The following is a 20,899-nucleotide window of genomic DNA, read 5'->3' as shown; positions in this document are numbered from 1 at the left end:
CGCTGGATCTACGGAACCCGAGGAGCAGGCCAGCCAAAGTTGCCGGGACAATTGATGTCGTGATCATTCCAGACATCTGCATCGGCGTCGCTGAACATCCCACTGGTAAGTCCGTTGTTTGCGGCAAGCCCATCCTTGGGCCGTCTAGTACCTGAAACCCTCGCGGTGGCGTCCCTCGAAGCTCGGGACCGCCGGGCGCTTGATCGTCGAGAACTTTGTTTACGAAGGTCCGGACCTCCTGCAGAGCTTATTCTGGTGCGCTCGCCTTTGAGCATTCCGCTGAAGCGTGACGTTTCCCTAGTCAGTGTTCCTTGCAGGCTCACCGCGAGGGCGCCTTGCACACAGCTGCACGTCAGCGCATGAAACTCGTCCCCCGTTCACTTCACAAAATGGATTTCCTGAAGTACTGGGAGCGCAGAGAAATCTCCGGTCGCAGCCTACCCGGTTAAAACAAGGACCCAAAAATGAAGACTCTCGTCGTCTGCTCCGGCGGATTGGACTCCGTTACCCTTGCTCACAAGGTGGCAGCGGAGCACGAACTCGCCGGCCTCCTATCTTTCGATTACGGCCAACGGCATAGGAAGGAATTGGGCTTCGCCGCCCTTTGCGCGGAGCGACTGAGCGTCCCGCACCGCATCATCGACATCCACGAGATCGGCGGCGGCCTTTCCGGCTCCGCGCTGACCGATAATGTGGACGTGCCCGACGGGCACTACGCCGAAGACACGATGAAGGTCACGGTGGTGCCGAACCGGAACGCCATCATGTTGGCCATTGCCTTCGGCTTCGCCGCAGCGCACGGCGCTGAGGCGGTGGCGACGGCCGTGCATGGTGGGGATCATTTCATTTATCCCGACTGCCGTCCGGCCTTCATCGACGCTTTCCAGATGATGCAGGACCACGCGCTCGACGGCTACGCGGAGATTCGCATTTATGCACCCTATGTGAATCTCACGAAGGCGGACATTGTTAGGAATGGAGCAGCATACGGCACGCCGTTTGCGCAGACCTGGTCCTGCTACAAGGGCGCCGAGCGTCACTGCGGGAGGTGCGGGACCTGCGTCGAGCGGCGCGAGGCGTTTCATCTCTCTGGGCAGCCGGACCCCACCGACTACGAGGACTCCGACTTCTGGCTCGATGCGCTGCGAAGGAGGACCGCGTAATGTTCCGCATCACCAAGGAATTCCACTTCTCAGCCTCGCATCAGCTCACCTCGTTGCCACCCGATCACCAATGCGCGCGCCTGCACGGGCATAACTACATCGTTGAAGTGGAGCTTTCAGCGAATGGACTGAACGACAACGGCTTCGTGCGCGACTATCACGATTTGGCGCCATTCAAACGCTACATCGACGAGAGCTTCGACCACCGACATCTCAACGACGTGCTGGGACATGAGCAAGTCACGGCGGAATATCTGGCCAGACATTTTTATGAATGGTGCAAGGCACGCCTGCGCGAAACCTCGGCCGTGCGGGTGAGCGAAACGCCGAAAACCTGGGCGGAATACCGGCCATGACCGATACGCATCCCGCAATCCGCGTGAGTGAGATTTTCGGGCCGACGATCCAGGGCGAGGGCGTGCTCATCGGTTTGCCCACGGTCTTCGTCAGAACCGGCGGGTGTGACTATCGCTGTTCATGGTGCGACAGCCTGCATGCGGTGGACAATCAATTCCGGCATGAATGGGAGATTATGTCCATTGGCGCGGTGTGGCAAAACGTGCTTGCGCTTTCCGGTGGCCGCCCGCTGATGGTATCGCTGTCAGGCGGCAATCCGGCCATCCAGCCGCTCGGCGCGCTCATCGAGCGAGGCCATGGTGAAGGTTACCGTTTTGCGCTGGAAACCCAAGGTTCGGTGGCCAGGGACTGGTTTGCCGACCTTGACGTGCTAGTCCTCAGCCCAAAGCCGCCGTCAAGCCAAATGACGACCGATTGGGCCGCTTTCGAGGCGTGCCTCCAGGCGGCACAAGGCAGGCCGCAAGTCGTGCTCAAGCTCATTGTTTTCGACGAAAGGGACTACGCCTACGCGAAAGACGCCGCTGCGAGATTTCCGCGACTTCCGATCTATCTGCAACCCGGCAATCACACGCCGCCACGCCCCGCAAATGAAGACGCTCCTGTCGACCTTGACGGAATATTGAAGCGCATGGAGTGGCTGGTTGATGCCGTGACCCGCGACAGGTGGTTCGAAGCCCGTGTGCTGCCGCAGCTGCACGTTATGCTCTGGGGTAACAAGAGAGCCGTCTAGCCTAGGCCCGCTTTTCACTGAAACTGCGCCGGCGGATATTCGGGTGGACGGGTTGTCCCACGCTTGACGGCGCTGCCGGGGTGCTTGCGGACTTTCTGCCACCGGCACCAAGAGCGTGGCCAGCCGCTTACGACTCGGAATGTTGCCGAGGCTCGGTTTCGACGGGCGTCGGCCTGGCGCGAACCAATCAAAGGTTAGCGCGAGCCACGGGTGGATAGTGTGGTGGTGCGATGCGGCGGCGCCTGCTGCAGCTGGCACGGTCCTTGCGGATTCTTGTTGCAAGGCCGAAGGGAGCTGTCGGCCGACAACCATGATCTGGCCAGGACGATTGTCGACTGCTTCCGATACAGAAAAGAGGCCGGACTCGACGTGGCGCTTCAGGGACTGCGAAATGGAATACGGCGCCGGAAGGCACGACCGGACGATATCGTCGCTATACCAAGACGCGTCTGGTCCGCTCCGAATCCTGTCTCGACACGACGGTCGCCGATCAACAGTGAAAAATGTAGCGCAATCGGTTCACGATCGACTGAGAACCATGACCGTTCCTCTGCGGTGCTCAGACTGCCGCTGAGTGCCTGGCCGTTCCACTTTCGAAATATTTGTCGAACTTTGCCGCGATGCTCCTGACAAAGGGCCGGCTTTCCGCAGGCACGACGAAGCGGTCACCATCAAGTTCAAGCAACCGCGCAGGATCTTGGAGGGCCGTGGAACTCGCCTTGAGGAGAAGTCTTTGGCCGGCTTCGCCAAAGCGCTCCACCAGCTCAATCGCCGAGAAGGCGAAGTCACACATCAATCGCTCGATGATCCAGCCGCGAACACGGTCGTCGTCGGAAAGCGCGATACCCCGAACAGCGGCCAGCCCGCCATCAGCAACCATACGTCCATACTCGGCGGTCGAAGGCATATTCTGTGCATAGCCCTGGCGAAACTGGCTGATGGATGACGGGCCAAGGCCGATCAAGGTCTCGCAGCGATCCTCGGTATAGCCCTGAAAGTTCCGGTGCAGTGTTCCGGCGCGGGCGGCAAGCGCGAGGGCATCGCCCGGTTTGGCGAAATGGTCGAGGCCGATTGCTTCGTATCCCTGGTCCACGATCGCCCGCGCCGCCAATTGCGATTGAGCAAATCGCTCCTCTGGCCCTGGCAGCCACGCCTCGTCGATCATCGTCTGATGTCTCTTGAACCACGGCACATGGGCGTAGCCAAAAAGCGCGATCCGATCCGGTTCCAGGGTCAGTGCCTGTGCAACCGTGGAGGCGACGCTCTCCCTGGTCTGATGCGGCAGGCCGTAGAGCAGATCGAGATTGACGGATTCGACGCCGCGCGAACGAACGCCATCAACAACCGTCTTGGTCTGCAAAAAGCTCTGCTCGCGGTTGATCGCTTTCTGCACCTTCGGGTCGAAATCCTGGACGCCGAGGCTCGCCCTTGTCATGCCGATTTCGGCAAGTGCATCGAGGCGGGCATCGTCCATATCGTTGGGTTCGATCTCAACGCTGATCATTGCACCGGGGAGAAAGGTGAAGCTGTTGCGCAGGACGGTTCCCAGCGCCACCAGATCCTCCGGTTTGAGCATCGTTGGCGAACCGCCGCCGAAATGGACGGCACGCACGCGGCCCTTGCCTGCGACAAGACTGGAGACGGTTGCGATCTCGGCATGCAGTGAGCGCAGATATGTGGTCACTGGTTCGTAGTGGCGTGTCTGCTTGGTATGGCAAGCGCAGAACCAGCAAAGCTTGTCGCAATACGGGATGTGCAGATAGAGCGAGATTTCATCGCCATCGTTGAGCGCCTGCAGCCAGCCACGACAAATTGCAGCATCAATGCCGGTATGAAAATGCGGCGCTGTCGGATAACTGGTATAGCGCGGGACGTTCTCGCCAAGTCTGGCAGCTAGCTCCAGTCGCATGTCGTGGTCCACCGTGTTTGCGTCGCCGGAACTGTGGATGCTTGGATGAGCCTAAGCCCTGATTTCGATCAACGTTCAGCACGGACAAACTGCCGCAAGGATTTTTCTACCGTCGATTGCTATCCTGCCCGCAAGTGGACCGGTAGAGCGATCGAATGACATTACGGCAGGACATTCACAGTTCCGGCATTCCCGTTCTTTGCCTGTCTTGCGAGGCACGGCACCGCGGTGTCTGTGGTGCGCTCGAACCAGACCATTTGGCTCAGCTCGCCAAGACGTCGTCGCGGCACAATATCGAGCCGGGGGTCGAACTGATCGGCGACGCCGAGGCGGTCGACTGTTATTCAAACGTGCTTTCAGGCGTGGTGAAGCTCACGAAGAGCCTTTCGGACGGCCGCCAGCAGATCGTCGGTCTCCAGTTCGCGCCGGATTTTCTGGGACGGCCCTTCAAGATGAAAAGCGCGATCAATGCGGAAGCGGCAACAGCTGTCTCGCTATGCTCGTTTCCGAGAGCGGCCATCGAACGGTTGATGAAGGAATCACCGGAATTTGTGCATCGCCTGTTCAAGCAGGCGCTGAACGAACTCGACGAGGCACGCGAATGGATGGTGACTCTGGGGCGCAAGACCGCACCGGAGAAGGTGGCGAGCTTTCTCCTCATGATCGCCCGGAACATCGGTTCCAGTGTTGACCCGGCGGCCAGGTCGGCGTGCTTCGAGCTGCCGATGACGCGTGCCGACATCTCTGATTTCCTTGGAATTACAAACGAGACCGTGAGCCGTCAGCTGACCAGCCTGAGAATGGACGGCGTGATTCGGATCGAGAACAACCGCCGTATCACCGTGGACAGCATGAGCCGGCTGGAACGGCGCTGCGGCGGCCGAGGCGCAACCGCCGTTTGAATGACACCGAAGCTGCATGGCCTACGTCACTTACTTCGTTCGGGGCAGGGCATGCTCGCGTTGGGCGTTAGAAGAAGTCGCATAGCGACAGCCCGCTCTCCATCCGATCGCATGAGCCAGGTGCGTTTCGGCCAACTCGTCGGCGAAGCATCCATCCTCGACGTGCTCGACGTGCAACCGGCTGTTCCAGGCAGGATCGCACTCGGCCGAAGTCAATACGCTTCATACGCAGGGGAAAATCGCCGTCTCCCCGAACCATGTATGTCACGAAGTTAGCGCAACGCTGGCGCTGGCTGTCCCAAGGCATTGAAACGATCGACGTTCGGCAAGGCATCGGCCTACTTTCCAGCGTCACAGAAGGCGCGCTTCCCAGACGCCCGCGATCGCCTCCAAACCCGGCCCGACCTGGGACGCCGGGCCTGTCCATAAGCGTGGCGGCCGGTGCCGCGCTTCCACATTCGATCGCCACAGTCTGATCGCACCGAACTCGATCCTGCTCGAAGCAAAATCGTGCGGCTCTGACATGGATCAGGGCGAGCAGGCCACGGCTGCGCAATAAGGCACTGCGGTTTGGCGCCCGCCGGAATCGGAAATCGGGGCTTGCGATGAAATTCGGCACAGAGATCGTCCTTCTAAGCCTGTTTGCGTTTGCGGCCCTGGTGGCTGCCGGCTTCGGCGTAGATGAACCTTTTCGGCGGCATATGTGGGTTTTGTTCTTCGCCGTGGCTGGCTTCACGGCGATTCTGTTGCGCAACACGGAGTTCAAGCCGGCAGTTCCGATCGACCCCGCCGCTTACATGGATGGGCCGATCCGCTACGGTGCCATCGCCACCGTATTCTGGGGCGTCGTCGGCATGCTGGTCGGCGTGGTCATCGCCCTGCAGCTCGCCTACCCGGATCTCAACATCCAGCCCTGGTTCAATTTCGGCCGTTTACGGCCATTGCATACGTCGGGCGTCGTCTTCGCCTTCGGCGGCAATGCGCTGCTCTGCACGTCGCTGTATGTCGTCCAGCGCACCTGCCGCGCTCGGCTGTTCGGCGGCGATCTCGGCTGGTTCGTGTTCTGGGGCTACCAGCTCTTCATCGTCATGGCGGCGACCGGCTACCTGCTCGGCATAACCGAGAGCCGCGAATACGCCGAGCCCGAATGGTATGTGGACCTGTGGCTGACCATTGTCTGGGTCGCCTATCTCATCCTGTTCCTCGGCACGATCCTAAAGCGCAAGGAACCGCACATCTATGTCGCCAACTGGTTCTACCTTGCCTTCATCGTGACCATCGCAATGCTGCATGTGATCAACAACCTGTCGATGCCGGTCTCCTTCCTGGGCTCCAAGAGCTATTCAGCCTTCTCCGGCGTACAGGACGCCCTGACGCAGTGGTGGTACGGCCACAACGCCGTCGGCTTCTTCCTGACCGCCGGCTTCCTCGGCATGATGTATTATTTCGTTCCCAAGCAGGCCAACCGACCCGTCTATTCCTACCGGCTGTCGATCATCCACTTCTGGGCTTTGATCTTTCTCTACATCTGGGCCGGTCCGCACCACCTCCACTACACCGCCCTGCCGGACTGGGCCCAGACCCTCGGCATGGTGTTCTCCATCATGCTCTGGATGCCGTCATGGGGTGGCATGATAAACGGCCTGATGACGCTCTCGGGCGCCTGGGACAAGCTGCGCACCGACCCGATCATCCGCATGATGGTCATGGCCATCGCCTTCTACGGAATGTCGACCTTCGAAGGCCCGATGATGTCAATCAAGGCCGTCAACTCGCTCTCGCACTACACCGACTGGACCATCGGTCACGTCCATTCGGGCGCGCTCGGATGGGTCGGCATGATCTCGTTCGGCGCGATCTATTTCATGGTCCCGAAGTTATGGAACCGCGACCGGCTTTATTCGCTGCGGCTCGTCAACTGGCACTTCTGGCTGGCGACGCTTGGGATCGTCGTTTACGCCGCGGTGATGTGGGTCTCCGGCGTCATGCAGGGCCTTATGTGGCGCGAATACAACGAGCAGGGCTTCCTGGTCTACTCCTTCGCCGAAACCGTCGCAGCCATGCATCCCTACTACATCATGCGTGCCATCGGCGGCGCGATGTATCTGTCGGGCGCCCTCATCATGGCCTGGAACATCGCCATGACCATCCTCGGCTACCGGCGCGAGGAGGATCCGATGCCGCGCTCCATCCCCGCCCTCCAGCCTGTGCGATCAGGAGCCAGAAAATGGGCTTGATGGACAGACACGCGGTCATCGAGAAGAACGCCACACTGCTTCTCCTCGGGTCCCTGCTGGTCGTAACGGTCGGCGGCATCGTCGAGATCGCACCGCTCTTCTATCTCGACAACACCATCGAGAAGGTCGAAGGCATGCGGCCCTATTCGCCGCTCGAGCTCGCCGGGCGCAACATCTATGTGCGCGAGGGCTGCTACCTCTGCCACAGCCAGATGATCAGGCCATTCCGCGACGAAGTCGAGCGCTACGGCCACTATAGCCTGGCGGCCGAGTCGATGTACGACCACCCGTTCCAGTGGGGCTCGAAGCGCACGGGGCCGGATCTCGCCCGGGTCGGCGACCGCTACTCCAACGCATGGCATGTCCAGCATCTCACCGAACCACGCTCCGTGGTGCCGGAATCGATCATGCCGAGCTACGCGTTTCTGAAGGACATGCCAATCGAGGTGAAGGATTTCTCGACGCATCTGATCGCCAACAGCCGTGTCGGTGTGCCCTATTCAGACGACATGATCGCTCATGCCAATGCCGATCTCATGGCGCAGGCCGATGCGAATGCCGACACATCGGGCCTGGAGAGACGCTATCCGAAAGCCAAGGTTGGGGACTTCGACGGCGATCCGCAGCAGGTCACCGAAATGGATGCGCTGGTCGCCTATTTGCAGATGCTCGGCACGCTGGTCGATTTCAGGACCTATGACGAAGCCGCCGGTTACCGCTGAGGAGAATGGCGATGACCTACAATTTCATGCGGGAGTTTGCCGACAGCTGGGGCGTGCTTGCCATGGCGCTTTTCTTCCTCGGATGCGTTGCCTTTGCACTTCGTCCCGGCAGCCGCAGGCAAGCCGAGAGAGCCGCTCACATTCCTCTCAAGGACGACTGATCATGGGCAGCGAGCATATCGAGGAGGTTTCGGGTATCTCGACGACCGGCCATGAGTGGGACGGCATCAAGGAACTCAACAACCCGCTTCCCCGCTGGTGGGTCATCACCTTCTACATCACCATTGCCTGGGCGATCGGCTACACCGTCGTCTATCCGGCATGGCCGATGCTGACTTCCGCGACCAGGGGTGTGCTGGGGTATTCGAGCCGCAGAGACGTCAAGAATGAACTGGCCGCGGCCGAAGTGGCCAAGGGTAAATTTGTCGCTGCCATTCAGGCGAAGACCGTCTCCGAGATTACTGCCGACGATACGCTACGCGAATTCGCCGTCGCCGCAGGTGGCGCCGCGTTCAAGGTCAATTGCGTGCAGTGCCATGGCTCGGGCGCTCAAGGGTCCAAGGGTTTTCCCAACCTAAACGACGACGATTGGCTGTGGGGTGGCAACGCCGAACAGATCCAGCAGACGATTGCGCACGGCATCCGCTTCGCATCAGACCCGGATACGCGCCTGTCGGAAATGCCTGCTTTTGGCGACATCATCACGACGGATCAGATCAAGCAGGTCGGCGCCTATGTCGCAAGCCTCTCCGATCCTGTTCAGGACACAAGCCTGATCGAACTCGGCGCCAATGTTTTCGCCGAGAATTGTGCGGCCTGTCATGGTGAGAATGCAAAGGGCAACAGTGAGCTCGGCGCACCCGACCTGACCGACGCGATCTGGCTATACGGGTCTGGCGAAACAGCCATCGCCGCGCAGGTCCGCGCGCCGAAGCACGGCGTCATGCCGGCCTGGATCGGGCGTCTCGGCGAGATCAAGGCCAAGGAACTCGCGGTCTATGTCCATTCGCTTGGTGGCGGAGAATAGGTACGCAGCCTATTCTCGTCCTCCCCCCACCGCCAAGCGACGAGGCCCGGCGCGAGCCGAGCCTCGGCATCATCCAGAAACCGATGGGTCGCTGGTGACTGGAGCTTCTCGTGCTCGATAACACGCAAATAGAACGGCTCGAAGCCGATGCGGTCAACTCCGCCAAGACCCGTCAGCCGCTCTATGCCGCACGCAAGAAGATCTTCCCGGCCCGGGCCTCTGGCAGTTTCCGCCGCTTCAAGTGGTCGGTGATGGCAATCACGCTGGGGATCTACTACCTGACGCCCTGGCTGCGGTGGGATCGCGGGCCATTTGCCCCGGACCAGGCCGTGCTGGTCGATCTTGCCAACCGCCGCTTCTATTTCTTCTTCATCGAGATCTGGCCGCAGGAATTCTATTATGTGGCCGGCCTGCTGGTCATGGCCGGTATCGGCCTTTTCCTGATCACATCCACCGTCGGCCGGGCCTGGTGCGGCTATACGTGCCTGCAGACCGTGTGGGTCGATCTGTTTCTGGTCGTCGAGCGAGCCATCGAGGGCGACCGCAACGCCCGCATCAAGCTCGATGCCGGTCCCTGGACTGCGCGCAAACTCGTGCTGCGAACATCGAAACACGCCATTTGGCTGGTCATAGGGGTGCTGACCGGCGGCGCCTGGATCTTCTATTTCGCCGATGCGCCGACGCTGCTTGGGGAACTGTTCACCGGCACCGCCGCCCCCGTCGCCTACATCACCGTGTCCGTGCTGACGGCGACGACCTATACGTTCGGCGGGCTGATGCGCGAGCAGGTCTGCACCTACATGTGCCCATGGCCGCGCATCCAGGCGGCCATGCTCGACGAGAATTCCCTCACCGTCACCTATAATGACTGGCGCGGCGAACCGCGCTCGCGTCACGCCAAGAGGGTCCTTGCCGCCGGGCAGCCCGTCGGCGACTGCGTCGACTGCAATGCCTGTGTCGCGGTGTGCCCGATGGGGATCGACATTCGTGATGGCCAGCAGCTTGAATGCATCACCTGCGCGCTCTGCATCGATACCTGTGACGGTATCATGGACAAGCTCGGCAGGGAGCGCGGACTGATTTCCTATGCGACGCTGGCCGACTACAACGCCAATATGATGCTGGCGACCCCGGGCGGCTCCGGTTCAGTCAACCCGTCACTGGTCAGGAACGCTGACGGCCTGTTCTCCGACAATGTGGCCCGTTTCCATATCCGCAAGATCTTTCGCCCGCGCACCTTCATCTACATGGGCGCCTGGTCGGCGGTCGGTCTCGCGCTGCTCTATTCGCTGCTGACCCGCGCACGGCTCGAATTGAATGTCCTGCACGATCGCAACCCGCAGTTCGTGACGCTGTCCGACGGTTCGATCCGCAATGGCTACACCGTCAAGCTGCTCAACATGATCCCCGAACCAAGAACGATCATTGTCACGATGCAGGGCCTGCATGGAGCCGAAATGAGCGTTGTCGGCATCGACCTGCCGGCGGATCGCTCCTTTGCCATCCCGGTCGAACCCGACCGGCTGAAGATGCTCAAGGTTTTCGTGCGTCAGCCGGCAGATCAGGTTCGGGGTGCAGCGCAAAGCTTCAAGTTCCGGGTCGAAAACAAGGCAACGTTCGAGTCGGACGAATACACGGCCACTTTCAACGCACCGGAGATCGCCAGATGAGCGACACCTCGCGACAATCCCGCGAATTCACCGGCAGGCATATGCTGTTCACCATCCTTGGCTTCTTCGGCGTGGTCATAGCGGTCAATCTAACGATGGCGACGCTCGCCAACACGAGCTGGACCGGCCTTGTCGTCGAAAACACCTATGTGGCGAGCCAGCAGTTCAACAAGAAGGCCGAGGAGGGGCGAGCTCAGGCAGCCCTCGGCTGGACTGGCAAACTGACCATCGCAGGCGGTGAGGTCCGCTACAGCCTCACCGATGCTGTCGGCAAGCCGGTTGCCTTGCATGGCGTCAAGGTGCTGTTTCGTCATCCCGCCTACGAGGCCGAGGACAAATCCGTCACTCTTGCCGCTGCCTCCGGTCAGATATTCGCCGCGCACCACATGCCCACGGATGGCGTCTGGATCGTCGAAATCGACGCCGATGCGAGCCTTGCGGAACCCTATCGCGACGTTCGCCGGATCATGATTTCCCACGAGGCGCTGCAATGAGCTGCTGCGCGCCAGGCGCCGAAATGGCATTGGACCTGGAAAAGGTCACACTGGTCCTGCCTTCTGGCCAGGAAATCAGACTGGCGAGCCGCTCGATTGGCGAAAATCTTCGCCAGACCGACCTCTCGGTGCCGGCTGTGCATTGTGCCGCCTGCATCCAGACGATCGAGACGGCGATCGGCAAGCTGGATCGCGTCGAAGGCGCTCGTGTCAATCTTTCAACGAAACGTGTTTCGGTCCGGTGGCGCGGCGACGAGGTTCCGCCATTCGTCGCCACACTTGGACGGCTGGGCTATGGCGCGCACCTGTTCGATCCCGAGGCTGACGGGAAGGACAGGACGCTCTCGGAACTGATCCGCGCCGTCGCGGTCGCCGGCTTTGCGGCGGGCAACATCATGCTGCTATCAGTCTCCGTCTGGTCCGGCGCGCAAGGCGCGACCCGCGACCTGTTCCATTGGGTCTCGGCCTTGATTGCCATTCCTGCGCTCGCTTTCGCCGGCGGCATCTATTTTCGCTCGGCCTGGAATGCGCTGCGCCACAGCCGCATGAACATGGACGTGCCGATCGCGGTCGGGGTATCGCTCGCTTACGCCATGAGCCTCTACGAGACGATCAACCATGGCGACCATGCTTATTTCGACGCGTCGGTGTCGCTGCTGTTCTTTCTGCTGATCGGCCGCACGCTGGATCACGTGATGCGGGAACGGGCACGGACGGCCGTAAACGGACTGGCTCGGCTGGCGGCGCGCGGCGCCATGGTGCTGCGCGAGGATGGTTCGCGCGACTACTTGCCGGTTGGCGAGATCGAACCAGGAATGGAGCTCTTGATTGCGGCCGGCGAGAGGGTGCCCATCGACGGCAGGATCATTGGCGGGGCATCGGATCTCGACTGTTCCCTGGTTTCCGGGGAAAGCACGCCCAGAACGGTGGGCCCGGGGGCGCAGGTCCAGGCCGGTACACTCAATCTCACCGGTCCGCTGACCATCGAGGCGACGGCCGCCGCGAAGGATTCATTCCTGGCCGAAATCGTTCGGCTGATGGAAGCGGCAGAGGGCGGCCGCGCCCGCCATCGCAGGATCGCCGATCGCGTCTCCGCGCTCTATGCCCCCGTGGTCCACCTCACCGCCTTTGTGACGTTCCTCGGCTGGATGGCGGCGACCGGCGACTGGCACCGGGCAATAACAATCGCGATCGCCGTTTTGATCATTACATGCCCGTGTGCGCTCGGTCTCGCCGTGCCGATCGTGCAGGTGGTCGCTGCGCGGCGGCTGTTTGAAAGCGGCGTCATGGTCAGGGACGGCTCCGCCATGGAGCGCCTGGCGGGGATCGACACGGCATTGTTCGACAAAACCGGCACGCTTACGCTCGGACTGCCCAGGCTGATCAATGCGCCGTCCATCGATCCGACGATGCTCGCCATGGCGGCCGAGATGGCAGCGCATTCCCGCCATCCCTTTTCGAAGGCAATCGCTGGCAATGCAGCCTTTGCCGGCCAGCCGAAACTCGCGTCCGTCAGCGAGCATCCGGGCTTCGGCATCGAAGCCATCGCCGAGGGCAGTACCTGGCGGCTGGGTCGCCGCGGATGGCGTGAGTGGAAAGCTCGGATCGGCGGCGAAGGCAAACAAGGCTATGGCGGAACCGTTCTGACGAAGGACGGGGTCATTGTCGCGACTTTCGATTTCGAGGATGAGCTGCGTGCCGATGCCAAGGCGGCCATCGAGCAACTGAACGGCGCCGGCGTGTCGGTGGAGATGCTGTCGGGGGACACAGAAGCTGCCTGCGGCGAAGTCGCGGAAGCACTGGGCGTCGAGCGCTTCGTTCCCGCGTTGCTTCCCTCCGGGAAGGTCGAACACATCGAAGCATTGACGCGAACTGGCCACAAGGTGCTGATGGTCGGCGATGGGCTCAACGACACGCCTGCATTGGGCGCCGCACACGTTTCGATCGCTCCGGCCACGGCGGCGGATATCGGTCGCAACGCCGCGGATTTCGTGTTCCTGCGTAAGAATCTTCTGGCGGTCCCACTTGCTTTAGACATTTCGCGGAAGGCCGGACGGCTGATCCGGCAGAACATCGCCATCGCGATCGTTTACAATGGCATCGCCGTGCCGGTCGCCATTCTGGGGCACGTGACGCCACTGATCGCGGCGGTCGCGATGTCCGCCTCGTCCCTCCTGGTCATCGGCAATGCGCTACGTCTGCAAGGTTTCGTGTCAAATGCATCGGTGCAAGATGCCCGACATGACAGGCGCTCGGACATTGGCGCACTGGCACAATCCTCATGACGACGCTCGCCTACCTCATACCTGTGGCCCTGTTCCTCGGAGCGCTTGGGCTGGCGGGGTTCCTGTGGGCCTTGAGGAGCGGCCAATATGAAGATCTCGATGGCGCCGCCGAGCGGATCCTGATCGACCGCGACGAGCCACGCAGTTGACCCAGCCTGCCCTGCGAGGACTCGCTCGAATATTTTCCGCGGTTGCTTCGCGTCATGCCGATTTCGGCGCGCGACGGGTGCGAACGGATCAGCCAGAATACGTTGCCGAACTTTCGGCCAGGAAAGGGCCGCACGGAACGGGAAGCCGGCCATTCCATGATGACCTGACCAGACCATGGTGTGGCGGTCGACCAGTCGACCGTGAACCCGCCGTAGCCGCGTTTATCGAGCCTGGTTGATCCACATCAGGGTTATCTCTTCATAGGCATGGTTTCATTGAGCATTTTTGAACGGAGAACGGATGTCTAACGGACGGTTAGGTCGCGTGGAGACGCTTGGGGAGATGAGCCGCAAACCGTGGATCGATTGCGATGCGTTCCAGTGCCCTTCGTCGCAGATAGCCGACGCAATGGCGGCACGCTGATGGCCGGCTCTGTCGATAGATTCGACGTTATTGTGGTCGGAGCCGGGCCGGTCGGACTTTCCTTCGCCGCATCGCTTGCCCAGAGCCGACTCAAGGTGGCAGTGGTTGAACGGCAGTCGCTCGAAAGCCTGGCGAATCCGGCTTTCGACGGTCGCGAGATCGCGCTGACCCACGCATCGGTTGGAATCCTTCGCGAGCTCGGCGCCTGGGATGCCATCCCCGCTTCGGACAAATCATCGCTACAAGGCGCGCGCGTGCTCAACGGATCGAGCCCTTTCGCCCTGAGCTTCGATTCTCCCAGCGGATCTGGGGAACCACTCGGAATTCTGGTCCCAAATTGTCGGATCCGCGACGCCCTGTTCAAGCTTGTCCACTTCCAGGATCATGCCCAGCTGCTGTGCGGCCGCTCGGTCGTCAATGCAACAACCAGCCACAAAGAAGCAGTCATAACGCTCTCTGATGGCAGGCAATTGGCCGCTCGGCTGCTCGTTGCAGCGGATTCGCGTTTGTCCGCGACGCGCGACCTGCTCGGCATTGGCGCCGACATCAATCGGCTTGGCAACTCCATGCTGATTTGCCGAGTGAGGCACGAGCGCACCCATCACCAGATCGCGGTCGAATGGTTCGATCACCATCAGACGATAGCGATGTTGCCGCTCATGGAAGGCGTGTCGTCGCTGCTTCTCACGTTGCGCTCAAGCGAGGCCGACAGACTGCTTGCTCTCGACGACGATTTGTTCCTCATGGAATCGACGAGCCGGTGTCGAGGACGCTTCGGAGAGATGACCTTGGCAAGCACCCGCCATGCCTATCCGCTGGTCACGACCTGGGCGCACAAGTTCTGGGCTCCGAGTGCGGCACTGATCGGCGATGCTGCCCTCGGCATGCACCCGGTGACCGCGCATGGCTTCAACATCGGCCTCAGTGGCCAGAAGCAACTCGCCGATAGAATCCTGGCGGCATGTCGCGAGCGCCGCGACATTGCTGATCCCGACATGCTCGGCAGATACGAAAGCCGGCTGCGTCTGTCGGCGGCACCGCTCTATCATGCTACGAATGCACTTGTCGCTCTCTACTCAGGCGAGCACCCGGCGGCACGGCTTGCAAGACATGCAGGGCTTCGCTTTGCCCAATATCTTCCCTTTATCCGCCATGGCATTTCGGCCATGCTCAGGCGGTGAATCGGAGGCAGCGCTGCCGCTCTGGAACGCTATCTCGGCCCGGCTTCCTTTTGTCTCGCCGGGCGCGTTGATGCCGTTGGTAGGGCTGCTTCCATGGTGACGTTGCCGATCCTGGGATGATTCGGATCAAGGCACGCGTGCGGGCAAGAGCTCGATGGTCAGACGGCAAGGCCAAGAGGCAGACGTGCGCCCCGAAGACATGGTGAGCACACTGGTTATCCCCGCTGGATAGTTAACCCGTCCTTCAGTGGGCCTGCGTAGGCTTGTCCTCGCGAACAACGATGGGAGCAAGCTGATCCGTCCATGGCCCCGAAGAATGAAGACACGCTGGAGGCCAAAATCCGTCAGGATCAGCTTGCTGACCTGAGGGCCGGCCTCTTCGTGTCGATGCCGATAAGCGCTATCCTGTCAGGCCTGATTTGGGCGGTGCACGCCCTTTCTGGCAGCGGCTTTGCAGCTGCAATCTGGTTCCTGGTCGTCAATGCGATAAATGCCGCCCGCCTTGCACTCGCGCGTTATCAGCTAAAGGAAACGGGGCGCCATGACGGATTAGTGGGGGTTTTGCCGCGGCTTCGCTGGTTTGGCATCCTTGCTCTTCTGGCAGGGTTTGCCTGGTCCTTCCTGGCCGTCCTGACTGTTGGATACACGACACCTCAAGCACCGCTGCATCTGGTCATTCTGGCGGGCATTTCAGCTGGTGCGGTTACATACGGCAGTTCGTATGCCGCGGCGGCGATCAACTTCATCACACCTCCGCTCCTCATCACGGTGGGTTGCCTTTTGGCGAAAGGCAATTTTGAAGACTACATTCTGGCTTTTACCGTTCTGCTCTTCATGGGCGGCTTGGTTCGAGCTTCGTTTGTTGGGCAAGCACGGTTCCGCGAAGCGAGCCGCCTGAGGCATGAGGCCGAGCGGCTTGCGGCGGAGATGAAGGCCAGTTCCAGGCAGGACCACCTGACGGCCCTTCTCAACAGGCGTGGCCTCGAAGACGCTATCGGACGGTTCGAGACCGCGGATGGCCCCTTCGTGGCAATGCTGGTTGACCTGGACGGGTTCAAATCCGTCAACGATACCTACGGTCACAGGACCGGTGATGAACTGCTTGTCAGGATCGCCCGCCGCATAGAGGAGGAAGCACCGGAAGGCTCAACGCTCGCTCGTATCGGCGGCGATGAATTCGTGCTGTTTTTTCCCTCAACGAGGGTTTCGCTTTCTGCCAATGATCTCGCCTCCAATATCATAGCAAAAATTGCCCGCCCCTATCGGGAGGTCGCGTCCGTCCGGGTCGGGGCATCAATAGGAATATACCTGGCGGAAAGCCCGGGCCTGACCGAAATGTTGTTGCGGGCGGATATCGCCCTTTACACGGCCAAGCGTCGTGGCAGGAACGAATTTTGCCTGTTCGATGCCGAACTCGACAGGGAACTGCAACGCCGCCAGTCCGTCGAACGGGACCTTCATTCGGCGATAAAGACGAGAAGCTTGCAACCTTGGTTCCAGCCGATCGTGAAACTCGACACCGAGGCCGTGGTCGGTTTTGAAGCCTTGCTGAGGTGGTCCCATCCGACTCATGGTGCCATCTCTCCACCCGAAATCATCACAGCTGCACGCGAAACCGGAATGCTTCAGCTGCTGACGCAAACCGTCTTCGCCGACTGTTGTGCTTTTATCGACGGCTTGGTGAAAGCTGACTGTCGTGATTTCCGTGTGGCGATGAATGTTTCGCCGCGCGAACTGGAAGCCGGCGATATCGACGACATGGTTTTGGATGGTCTGGCGGCAAAAGGCCTCCCTGCAACGATGTTCGAAATCGAGATTACCGAAGAATCCCCGGTGGACCCGGACAGAGTGGATGAAAAGCTCGGACGGCTTTCACATGCGGGCATTTCCATCGCGCTCGATGACTTCGGCACCGGCTTTTCTACGTTGGCATCGCTCAAGGACAGTCGGATACGCAAGGTGAAAATAGACCAGGGCTTCATTCGCGGCTTGGCCAAGTCCCGAGAGGACCGACTGCTTGTCAAATCGGTCATCGATCTCGGTAACATGCTCGGGATCGAGGTCATGGCCGAGGGCGTCGAAACAGAGGCGGATCGGCAAACCCTGCACAAGCTTGGCTGCCGAACCGCTCAAGGCTTCCTGTTCTCCAAGGCTGTGCCTCTGAGCCAAGCACTGGAAATGGCAGTCAAACAGCACGCGAACCAGTTGTGACTGCTCCCGCCGCGCCGTCCCTCGCGGCCGTGCGCTCATGAATGGCGGGTATCTGAACGTCCTTGTTTGAAGAGCATGACAGTCCGTGCTGTGCGTCAGCCGGCGAACAGTTCCTTGTAGCCGGTCGTCACAATCCAGTTCGCACGGTCGATATGGCTGCGAAGAGCCTTGCGGGCGCGGACCGGTTCAAGGGCCGGGTCGATGCCGAGAATGAGATCGGCCATCTCCTCTTCGCTGGCATTGTCGGCGCAGGCATCCAGGATCCGCAGGTAGATCGTGAAATGCTGCCTGTCGTAGCTCGTGAGGTTATCCGACCAGGGGACTTCGTCACACAGAGTTGAGCTTCGAGTCTCATCTGTTCCCATTGATCGATTCATGCCTGTTGCGAGCCTCGGCTGTTGAGCGCTGGATGCAACGCAGCATATCCCAAAATGGGATAATCCGAAACCGGGATTAGTCGCTGATCCGGTCTTTACCCGACCGGTTCGCCTACATGCCCAAGTCTCTTCGATCGCCCCGCCACCAGCGGTTTCTGGCCCAGCTGGTTTCCTTGCGCAAGGCCAAAGGCCTGACTCAGGCGCAGGTGGCCGAGAAGCTTGATCGTCCCCAATCCTTCGTGGCCAAGTACGAGGGTGGAGAGCGTCGTCTCGACGTCATCGAGTTTCTCGACTTAACTGCGGCGCTTGACGCTGATCCGTGCGAGATTCTGTCCAGCCTGCGGTCCTAGCGGGCGCCCACGCACCAACGGCTCGCGCCGGTGCCGTGAACCGAGCGTGCTTTTCTTCGGCAAGCTGCCATTCCGCTGCGGGTGGGTCTTTACCAAGCCATGCCGATATAGGATAATAATCCTAGGTGGGGCGATTCCTCAACGGAGATCGCAATGGCTAGGACCAAACTTTCCAAGCAGCTTTCACAGGCTGAAATCGAGCGCTTTCTGGCGGAGGCGGAACGGCTGCACAAGAGCATCGTCCAGCCGCTTCTATCACCTAGCAGCAACCATTACCGGGCTCTCCAACGCACCCATGAAGCGCTGTTAAAGACGGTGAAGGATATCACCGGTAAGGATGCGCCGTTCATTCAATGGTTCGGAACAGGACCGGTGAATTAGACCCGACTTGTAGACTCCACGCTGCAAACGTCCCATTCTCTCTTCGGAGGGAAGGGGCGTGGGCAACCATCGCTATCAAGACAACTCCTGGCTGGCTTTCTTGCCTTCGAATCGACCCTCGGCTGCAACATCAAAGCCAATATCAAGCTACAAAACGGGCGAGCGGGTCTATCATGATCCCGGTCAGGAATATTACTGGGACACGCGCCTCAACCTGTTGAAAGGCGAGCGCCGGTTTTGTTCGGAGGAAGCCGCGCCACGGCGGCGATGTCGTCGAGTTTCTCGACGTAACTGCGGCGCTTGACGATGATCCGTGTGAAAAATCTGTCCAGCCTGCCGTCCTGGCGGGCGCCCGCGCGCCTGACGACGCGCACCAGGTGCTCGTGAACCGAGCCCGCTTTTCTTCGGCAAGCTCAGGCGGTCTCGGCCATTCGGCTTCGCCCCTTGGCGTGGGCAGCCCTTCGGGCTGAGACGGCCGCCGCCCTTGCGGGCGGCGCGGTTTGTCTGTTGGCCTTTCCCGGTGGCGCGGGGTGGGCGGCACTCCCTTCTAGGCCCGCCGCGGCAGCCCGCAACCCTTCGCTGCCGCTCAGGGTCCTCCTCTTCGTTCCGGTCCTTCGGATGCGGTCCGCCTACCACGGCGGGCCTTTCCGGTCGCGACTCGCCGCCCACCCCGCTTCCGGGGAAAGGCGCGGCGATTGGCGAGCGGAGGATGAGACGATGCATGCAAACAGCAAGCGTTCCGCCAGCGGAGAGGCTGGCGCAGGCAAGGGCGGGCGCCCCGGCGCCAGCCTTTATCAGGAGATCACAGACCGCATCATTGCCGAGCTGGAGCGCGGCACCGTGCCATGGGTCAAGCCATGGGGCAGCGCAAAGGCAGGCCTTGGCCTGCCGAGGAATGCGTCTACGGGGCGCATCTATTCCGGCATCAATATCCTCATCCTGTGGGGCGCGGTCATCGAGCGCAGCTATCCCAGCCAGAACTGGCTCACCTTCCGGCAGGCGCTCGTCCTTGGCGGCAATGTCAGGAAGGGCGAGCGCGGCACGACCATCGTGCATGCCGACCGCTTTGTCCCCAAGGACGAGAAGGAGCGCGCACGCCACGAGGGCGATGAACCACAGGCCGTGCCTTTTTTAAAGCGCTTCACCGTCTTCAATGTCGCGCAGTGCGATAATCTTCCGGAAGACCTCTATGCCGCCGCCGAGCCGCTGCCTCAGTGCGAGATCGTGCCGCACGCCGAGACGCTCATTCGCGCCAGCGGTGCGGATTTCAGGGTCGGCGGCGATCGCGCTTTCTACATGCCGGGCAGCGACCACATTCAGGTGCCGCCGCAGCCGGCGTTCCATCACCAGATCGACTATTACCGGACCTGCTTTCACGAGCTTGGCCACTGGACCGGCCACCCGACGCGGCTTGCTCGCGACCTCTCCGGCTCGTTCGGCTCCAAGGCTTACGCGCGTGAAGAATTGGTCGCCGAAATCACTGCCGCCTTCGTCTGCAGCAATCTCGGTATCGAGCCGACCGTGCGTCATGCCGATTACATCGGCTCATGGCTGAAGGTGCTGCGCGAGGACAACCGCGCCATCTTCCGTGCCGCCAGTCTTGCCTCCAAGGCCGCCGATTTCCTGCTTGGCATTCAGGCCGATGCCGAAGGCGAGGCGCAGGAAGGGATTGCGGCATGACGATGCGCGATCCTCAACTGACCGCGACCGACCCGACGCCGCAAGGCGAGCAGATGCTCATTCCCGGTGTCCGGCCGATCACCACGCGCGATCGGCTCACCCTCCTGATCGACGCGCCGATGTGTCCGCGCGCGGCGCAAAAGCCGCTCGATATCGGCCTCTTCGATGAAGCCAGCAGAAATCAACTCGACCTGTTCTGACAAGGAGTCATTCCATGATCCTGATCACCGATCCACTGCGCGCACGACTGCTCGCCAATGGCGCCGCCGACGCCGACATCGACCATTTTCCCGTTGTGAAACTGTTTAATCCCACAGGTGCCGCCACGTGGCTTTTGAGCGAACTCGACGCCGATGGCGACACGCTGTTCGGTCTTTGCGATCTCGGCTTCGGCTTCCCCGAACTCGGCAGCGTCAGTCTGGCCGAGCTTGCATCCGTAAAAGGTCCGCTTGGCCTCGGCATCGAGCGCGACCTGCATTTCCAGGCGCGCTATCCGCTCTCCGTCTATGCCGAAGCCGCCCGCATTTGCGGCCACATCACCGAGGCCGAGCGACTTCTGCGGCAGGCAGCAGACGCCCTTTCAAAGCCCCATTCCGAGCTTCCGCCCGACACGGCGGAACAGCAGCGCCGATAGGCGCAAAAATCGTCCC

General features: G+C 61.0%; 22 protein-coding genes. 19 read left to right on the top strand and 3 right to left on the bottom strand.

All coding sequences use genetic code 11. The features are described from left to right. The first annotated feature begins 464 nt into the window (after positions 1-464). The 3 genes from queC to queE are packed head-to-tail and all read left to right on the top strand — an operon-like array spanning position 465 to position 2,250. Complete coding sequence (gene queC, locus NKG60_RS17535; protein ID WP_031194962.1) at positions 465-1,163, top strand: 7-cyano-7-deazaguanine synthase QueC; 699 nt, start codon at positions 465-467, stop codon at positions 1,161-1,163. Next, positions 1,163-1,519 (top strand): 6-carboxytetrahydropterin synthase QueD, encoded by a 357-nt coding sequence (gene queD, locus NKG60_RS17530; RefSeq protein WP_023722053.1) that lies wholly within the window; start codon positions 1,163-1,165, stop codon positions 1,517-1,519. The genes queC and queD overlap by 1 nt, the downstream gene beginning before the upstream one ends. After that, positions 1,516-2,250, top strand: coding sequence for a 7-carboxy-7-deazaguanine synthase QueE (gene queE / locus NKG60_RS17525; protein ID WP_352975247.1), 735 nt, complete (start codon positions 1,516-1,518; stop codon positions 2,248-2,250). The genes queD and queE overlap by 4 nt, the downstream gene beginning before the upstream one ends. A gap of 559 nt (positions 2,251-2,809) precedes the next feature. Here queE and hemN read toward each other — a convergent pair. Beyond that, a complete protein-coding gene (hemN, locus tag NKG60_RS17520) occupies positions 2,810-4,159 on the bottom strand; it encodes an oxygen-independent coproporphyrinogen III oxidase (RefSeq protein ID WP_352975246.1) in 1,350 nt (449 codons plus the stop codon). Positions 4,160-4,314: 155 nt separating this feature from the next. Here hemN and NKG60_RS17515 point away from each other — a divergent pair, with 155 nt between their 5' ends. The 11 genes from NKG60_RS17515 to NKG60_RS17465 all read left to right on the top strand — a co-directional run bounded on the left by NKG60_RS17515 (position 4,315) and on the right by NKG60_RS17465 (position 17,461). Continuing rightward, on the top strand, positions 4,315-5,061 hold the full coding sequence (locus NKG60_RS17515) for a Crp/Fnr family transcriptional regulator (protein ID WP_352690206.1): 747 nt from the start codon (positions 4,315-4,317) through the stop codon (positions 5,059-5,061). 605 nt (positions 5,062-5,666) lie between these two features. Further along, entirely contained in the window at positions 5,667-7,298 is a 1,632-nt protein-coding gene (gene ccoN / locus NKG60_RS17510; RefSeq protein ID WP_352468490.1) for a cytochrome-c oxidase, cbb3-type subunit I, read from the top strand. Then, positions 7,289-8,020, top strand: coding sequence for a cytochrome-c oxidase, cbb3-type subunit II (ccoO, locus tag NKG60_RS17505; protein ID WP_352610875.1), 732 nt, complete (start codon positions 7,289-7,291; stop codon positions 8,018-8,020). Before ccoN ends, ccoO begins: the two co-directional genes overlap by 10 nt. 11 nt (positions 8,021-8,031) lie before the next feature. Continuing rightward, a complete protein-coding gene (locus NKG60_RS17500; RefSeq protein ID WP_352975245.1) occupies positions 8,032-8,181 on the top strand; it encodes a cbb3-type cytochrome c oxidase subunit 3 in 150 nt (49 codons plus the stop codon). 2 nt (positions 8,182-8,183) lie between these two features. Then, entirely contained in the window at positions 8,184-9,047 is an 864-nt protein-coding gene (gene ccoP / locus NKG60_RS17495; RefSeq protein ID WP_352975244.1) for a cytochrome-c oxidase, cbb3-type subunit III, read from the top strand. Positions 9,048-9,157: 110 nt separating this feature from the next. Further along, positions 9,158-10,717 (top strand): cytochrome c oxidase accessory protein CcoG, encoded by a 1,560-nt coding sequence (gene ccoG / locus NKG60_RS17490; protein WP_352975243.1) that lies wholly within the window; start codon positions 9,158-9,160, stop codon positions 10,715-10,717. Further along, positions 10,714-11,211 (top strand): FixH family protein, encoded by a 498-nt coding sequence (locus tag NKG60_RS17485; RefSeq protein WP_352975242.1) that lies wholly within the window; start codon positions 10,714-10,716, stop codon positions 11,209-11,211. Before ccoG ends, NKG60_RS17485 begins: the two co-directional genes overlap by 4 nt. Continuing rightward, positions 11,208-13,496, top strand: a complete 2,289-nt coding sequence (locus NKG60_RS17480; RefSeq protein WP_352975241.1) for a cation-translocating P-type ATPase — start codon at positions 11,208-11,210, stop codon at positions 13,494-13,496. Before NKG60_RS17485 ends, NKG60_RS17480 begins: the two co-directional genes overlap by 4 nt. Next, a complete protein-coding gene (gene ccoS / locus NKG60_RS17475; protein ID WP_023679633.1) occupies positions 13,493-13,645 on the top strand; it encodes a cbb3-type cytochrome oxidase assembly protein CcoS in 153 nt (50 codons plus the stop codon). The genes NKG60_RS17480 and ccoS overlap by 4 nt, the downstream gene beginning before the upstream one ends. Before the next feature lie 423 nt (positions 13,646-14,068). Beyond that, positions 14,069-15,250, top strand: a complete 1,182-nt coding sequence (gene ubiM / locus NKG60_RS17470; RefSeq protein WP_352975295.1) for a 5-demethoxyubiquinol-8 5-hydroxylase UbiM — start codon at positions 14,069-14,071, stop codon at positions 15,248-15,250. Between the two features lie 303 nt (positions 15,251-15,553). Continuing rightward, complete coding sequence (locus NKG60_RS17465) at positions 15,554-17,461, top strand: putative bifunctional diguanylate cyclase/phosphodiesterase (protein ID WP_352975240.1); 1,908 nt, start codon at positions 15,554-15,556, stop codon at positions 17,459-17,461. Between the two features lie 95 nt (positions 17,462-17,556). On the opposite strand, the gene NKG60_RS17460 is transcribed toward NKG60_RS17465, so the two are convergent. Further along, entirely contained in the window at positions 17,557-17,826 is a 270-nt protein-coding gene (locus NKG60_RS17460; protein WP_352690192.1) for a DNA -binding domain-containing protein, read from the bottom strand. A 128-nt stretch (positions 17,827-17,954) separates the two neighbouring features. On the opposite strand from NKG60_RS17460, the gene NKG60_RS17455 reads away from it, so the two are divergent. Together NKG60_RS17455 and NKG60_RS17450 are read left to right on the top strand one after the other, a co-directional pair. Continuing rightward, on the top strand, positions 17,955-18,188 hold the full coding sequence (locus tag NKG60_RS17455; protein WP_023679646.1) for a helix-turn-helix domain-containing protein: 234 nt from the start codon (positions 17,955-17,957) through the stop codon (positions 18,186-18,188). A gap of 153 nt (positions 18,189-18,341) precedes the next feature. After that, positions 18,342-18,569, top strand: a complete 228-nt coding sequence (locus tag NKG60_RS17450) for a hypothetical protein (protein ID WP_023722034.1) — start codon at positions 18,342-18,344, stop codon at positions 18,567-18,569. A 209-nt stretch (positions 18,570-18,778) separates the two neighbouring features. On the opposite strand, the gene NKG60_RS17445 is transcribed toward NKG60_RS17450, so the two are convergent. Next, positions 18,779-18,943 carry a hypothetical protein gene (locus NKG60_RS17445; protein WP_352975239.1) on the bottom strand — a complete coding sequence of 55 codons (165 nt, stop codon included), beginning with the start codon at positions 18,941-18,943 and terminating at the stop codon, positions 18,779-18,781. A 343-nt stretch (positions 18,944-19,286) separates the two neighbouring features. Here NKG60_RS17445 and NKG60_RS17440 point away from each other — a divergent pair, with 343 nt between their 5' ends. From NKG60_RS17440 to NKG60_RS17430, 3 genes are read left to right on the top strand one after another with little or no spacing between them, the layout of a single operon-like run. Continuing rightward, positions 19,287-20,249, top strand: coding sequence for an ArdC family protein (locus NKG60_RS17440; protein WP_352975238.1), 963 nt, complete (start codon positions 19,287-19,289; stop codon positions 20,247-20,249). After that, complete coding sequence (locus NKG60_RS17435) at positions 20,246-20,449, top strand: hypothetical protein (protein ID WP_352975237.1); 204 nt, start codon at positions 20,246-20,248, stop codon at positions 20,447-20,449. Before NKG60_RS17440 ends, NKG60_RS17435 begins: the two co-directional genes overlap by 4 nt. 14 nt (positions 20,450-20,463) lie before the next feature. Continuing rightward, a complete protein-coding gene (locus tag NKG60_RS17430) occupies positions 20,464-20,883 on the top strand; it encodes a DUF2958 domain-containing protein (RefSeq protein WP_352975236.1) in 420 nt (139 codons plus the stop codon). Positions 20,884-20,899: the final 16 nt, after the last annotated feature.

This window comes from Mesorhizobium sp. M1428, from assembly GCF_040317515.1.
Lineage (GTDB): Bacteria > Pseudomonadota > Alphaproteobacteria > Rhizobiales > Rhizobiaceae > Mesorhizobium.
Note: the sequence above shows the minus strand (reverse complement) of the source record. Positions and strands in the feature narration are given on the sequence as shown.

What these genes read in the sequence shown, in the direction of transcription:
- queC (WP_031194962.1), top strand. Translation starts at nt 465, where the DNA reads ATGAAGACTCTCGTCGTCTGCTCCGGCGGATTGGACTCCGTTACCCTT.
- queD (WP_023722053.1), top strand. Translation starts at nt 1,163, where the DNA reads ATGTTCCGCATCACCAAGGAATTCCACTTCTCAGCCTCGCATCAGCTC.
- queE (WP_352975247.1), top strand. Translation starts at nt 1,516, where the DNA reads ATGACCGATACGCATCCCGCAATCCGCGTGAGTGAGATTTTCGGGCCG.
- hemN (WP_352975246.1), bottom strand. Translation starts at nt 4,159, where the DNA reads ATGCGACTGGAGCTAGCTGCCAGACTTGGCGAGAACGTCCCGCGCTAT.
- NKG60_RS17515 (WP_352690206.1), top strand. Translation starts at nt 4,315, where the DNA reads ATGACATTACGGCAGGACATTCACAGTTCCGGCATTCCCGTTCTTTGC.
- ccoN (WP_352468490.1), top strand. Translation starts at nt 5,667, where the DNA reads ATGAAATTCGGCACAGAGATCGTCCTTCTAAGCCTGTTTGCGTTTGCG.
- ccoO (WP_352610875.1), top strand. Translation starts at nt 7,289, where the DNA reads ATGGGCTTGATGGACAGACACGCGGTCATCGAGAAGAACGCCACACTG.
- NKG60_RS17500 (WP_352975245.1), top strand. Translation starts at nt 8,032, where the DNA reads ATGACCTACAATTTCATGCGGGAGTTTGCCGACAGCTGGGGCGTGCTT.
- ccoP (WP_352975244.1), top strand. Translation starts at nt 8,184, where the DNA reads ATGGGCAGCGAGCATATCGAGGAGGTTTCGGGTATCTCGACGACCGGC.
- NKG60_RS17485 (WP_352975242.1), top strand. Translation starts at nt 10,714, where the DNA reads ATGAGCGACACCTCGCGACAATCCCGCGAATTCACCGGCAGGCATATG.
- NKG60_RS17480 (WP_352975241.1), top strand. Translation starts at nt 11,208, where the DNA reads ATGAGCTGCTGCGCGCCAGGCGCCGAAATGGCATTGGACCTGGAAAAG.
- ccoS (WP_023679633.1), top strand. Translation starts at nt 13,493, where the DNA reads ATGACGACGCTCGCCTACCTCATACCTGTGGCCCTGTTCCTCGGAGCG.
- ubiM (WP_352975295.1), top strand. Translation starts at nt 14,069, where the DNA reads ATGGCCGGCTCTGTCGATAGATTCGACGTTATTGTGGTCGGAGCCGGG.
- NKG60_RS17465 (WP_352975240.1), top strand. Translation starts at nt 15,554, where the DNA reads ATGGCCCCGAAGAATGAAGACACGCTGGAGGCCAAAATCCGTCAGGAT.
- NKG60_RS17460 (WP_352690192.1), bottom strand. Translation starts at nt 17,826, where the DNA reads ATGGGAACAGATGAGACTCGAAGCTCAACTCTGTGTGACGAAGTCCCC.
- NKG60_RS17455 (WP_023679646.1), top strand. Translation starts at nt 17,955, where the DNA reads ATGCCCAAGTCTCTTCGATCGCCCCGCCACCAGCGGTTTCTGGCCCAG.
- NKG60_RS17450 (WP_023722034.1), top strand. Translation starts at nt 18,342, where the DNA reads ATGGCTAGGACCAAACTTTCCAAGCAGCTTTCACAGGCTGAAATCGAG.
- NKG60_RS17440 (WP_352975238.1), top strand. Translation starts at nt 19,287, where the DNA reads ATGCATGCAAACAGCAAGCGTTCCGCCAGCGGAGAGGCTGGCGCAGGC.
- NKG60_RS17435 (WP_352975237.1), top strand. Translation starts at nt 20,246, where the DNA reads ATGACGATGCGCGATCCTCAACTGACCGCGACCGACCCGACGCCGCAA.
- NKG60_RS17430 (WP_352975236.1), top strand. Translation starts at nt 20,464, where the DNA reads ATGATCCTGATCACCGATCCACTGCGCGCACGACTGCTCGCCAATGGC.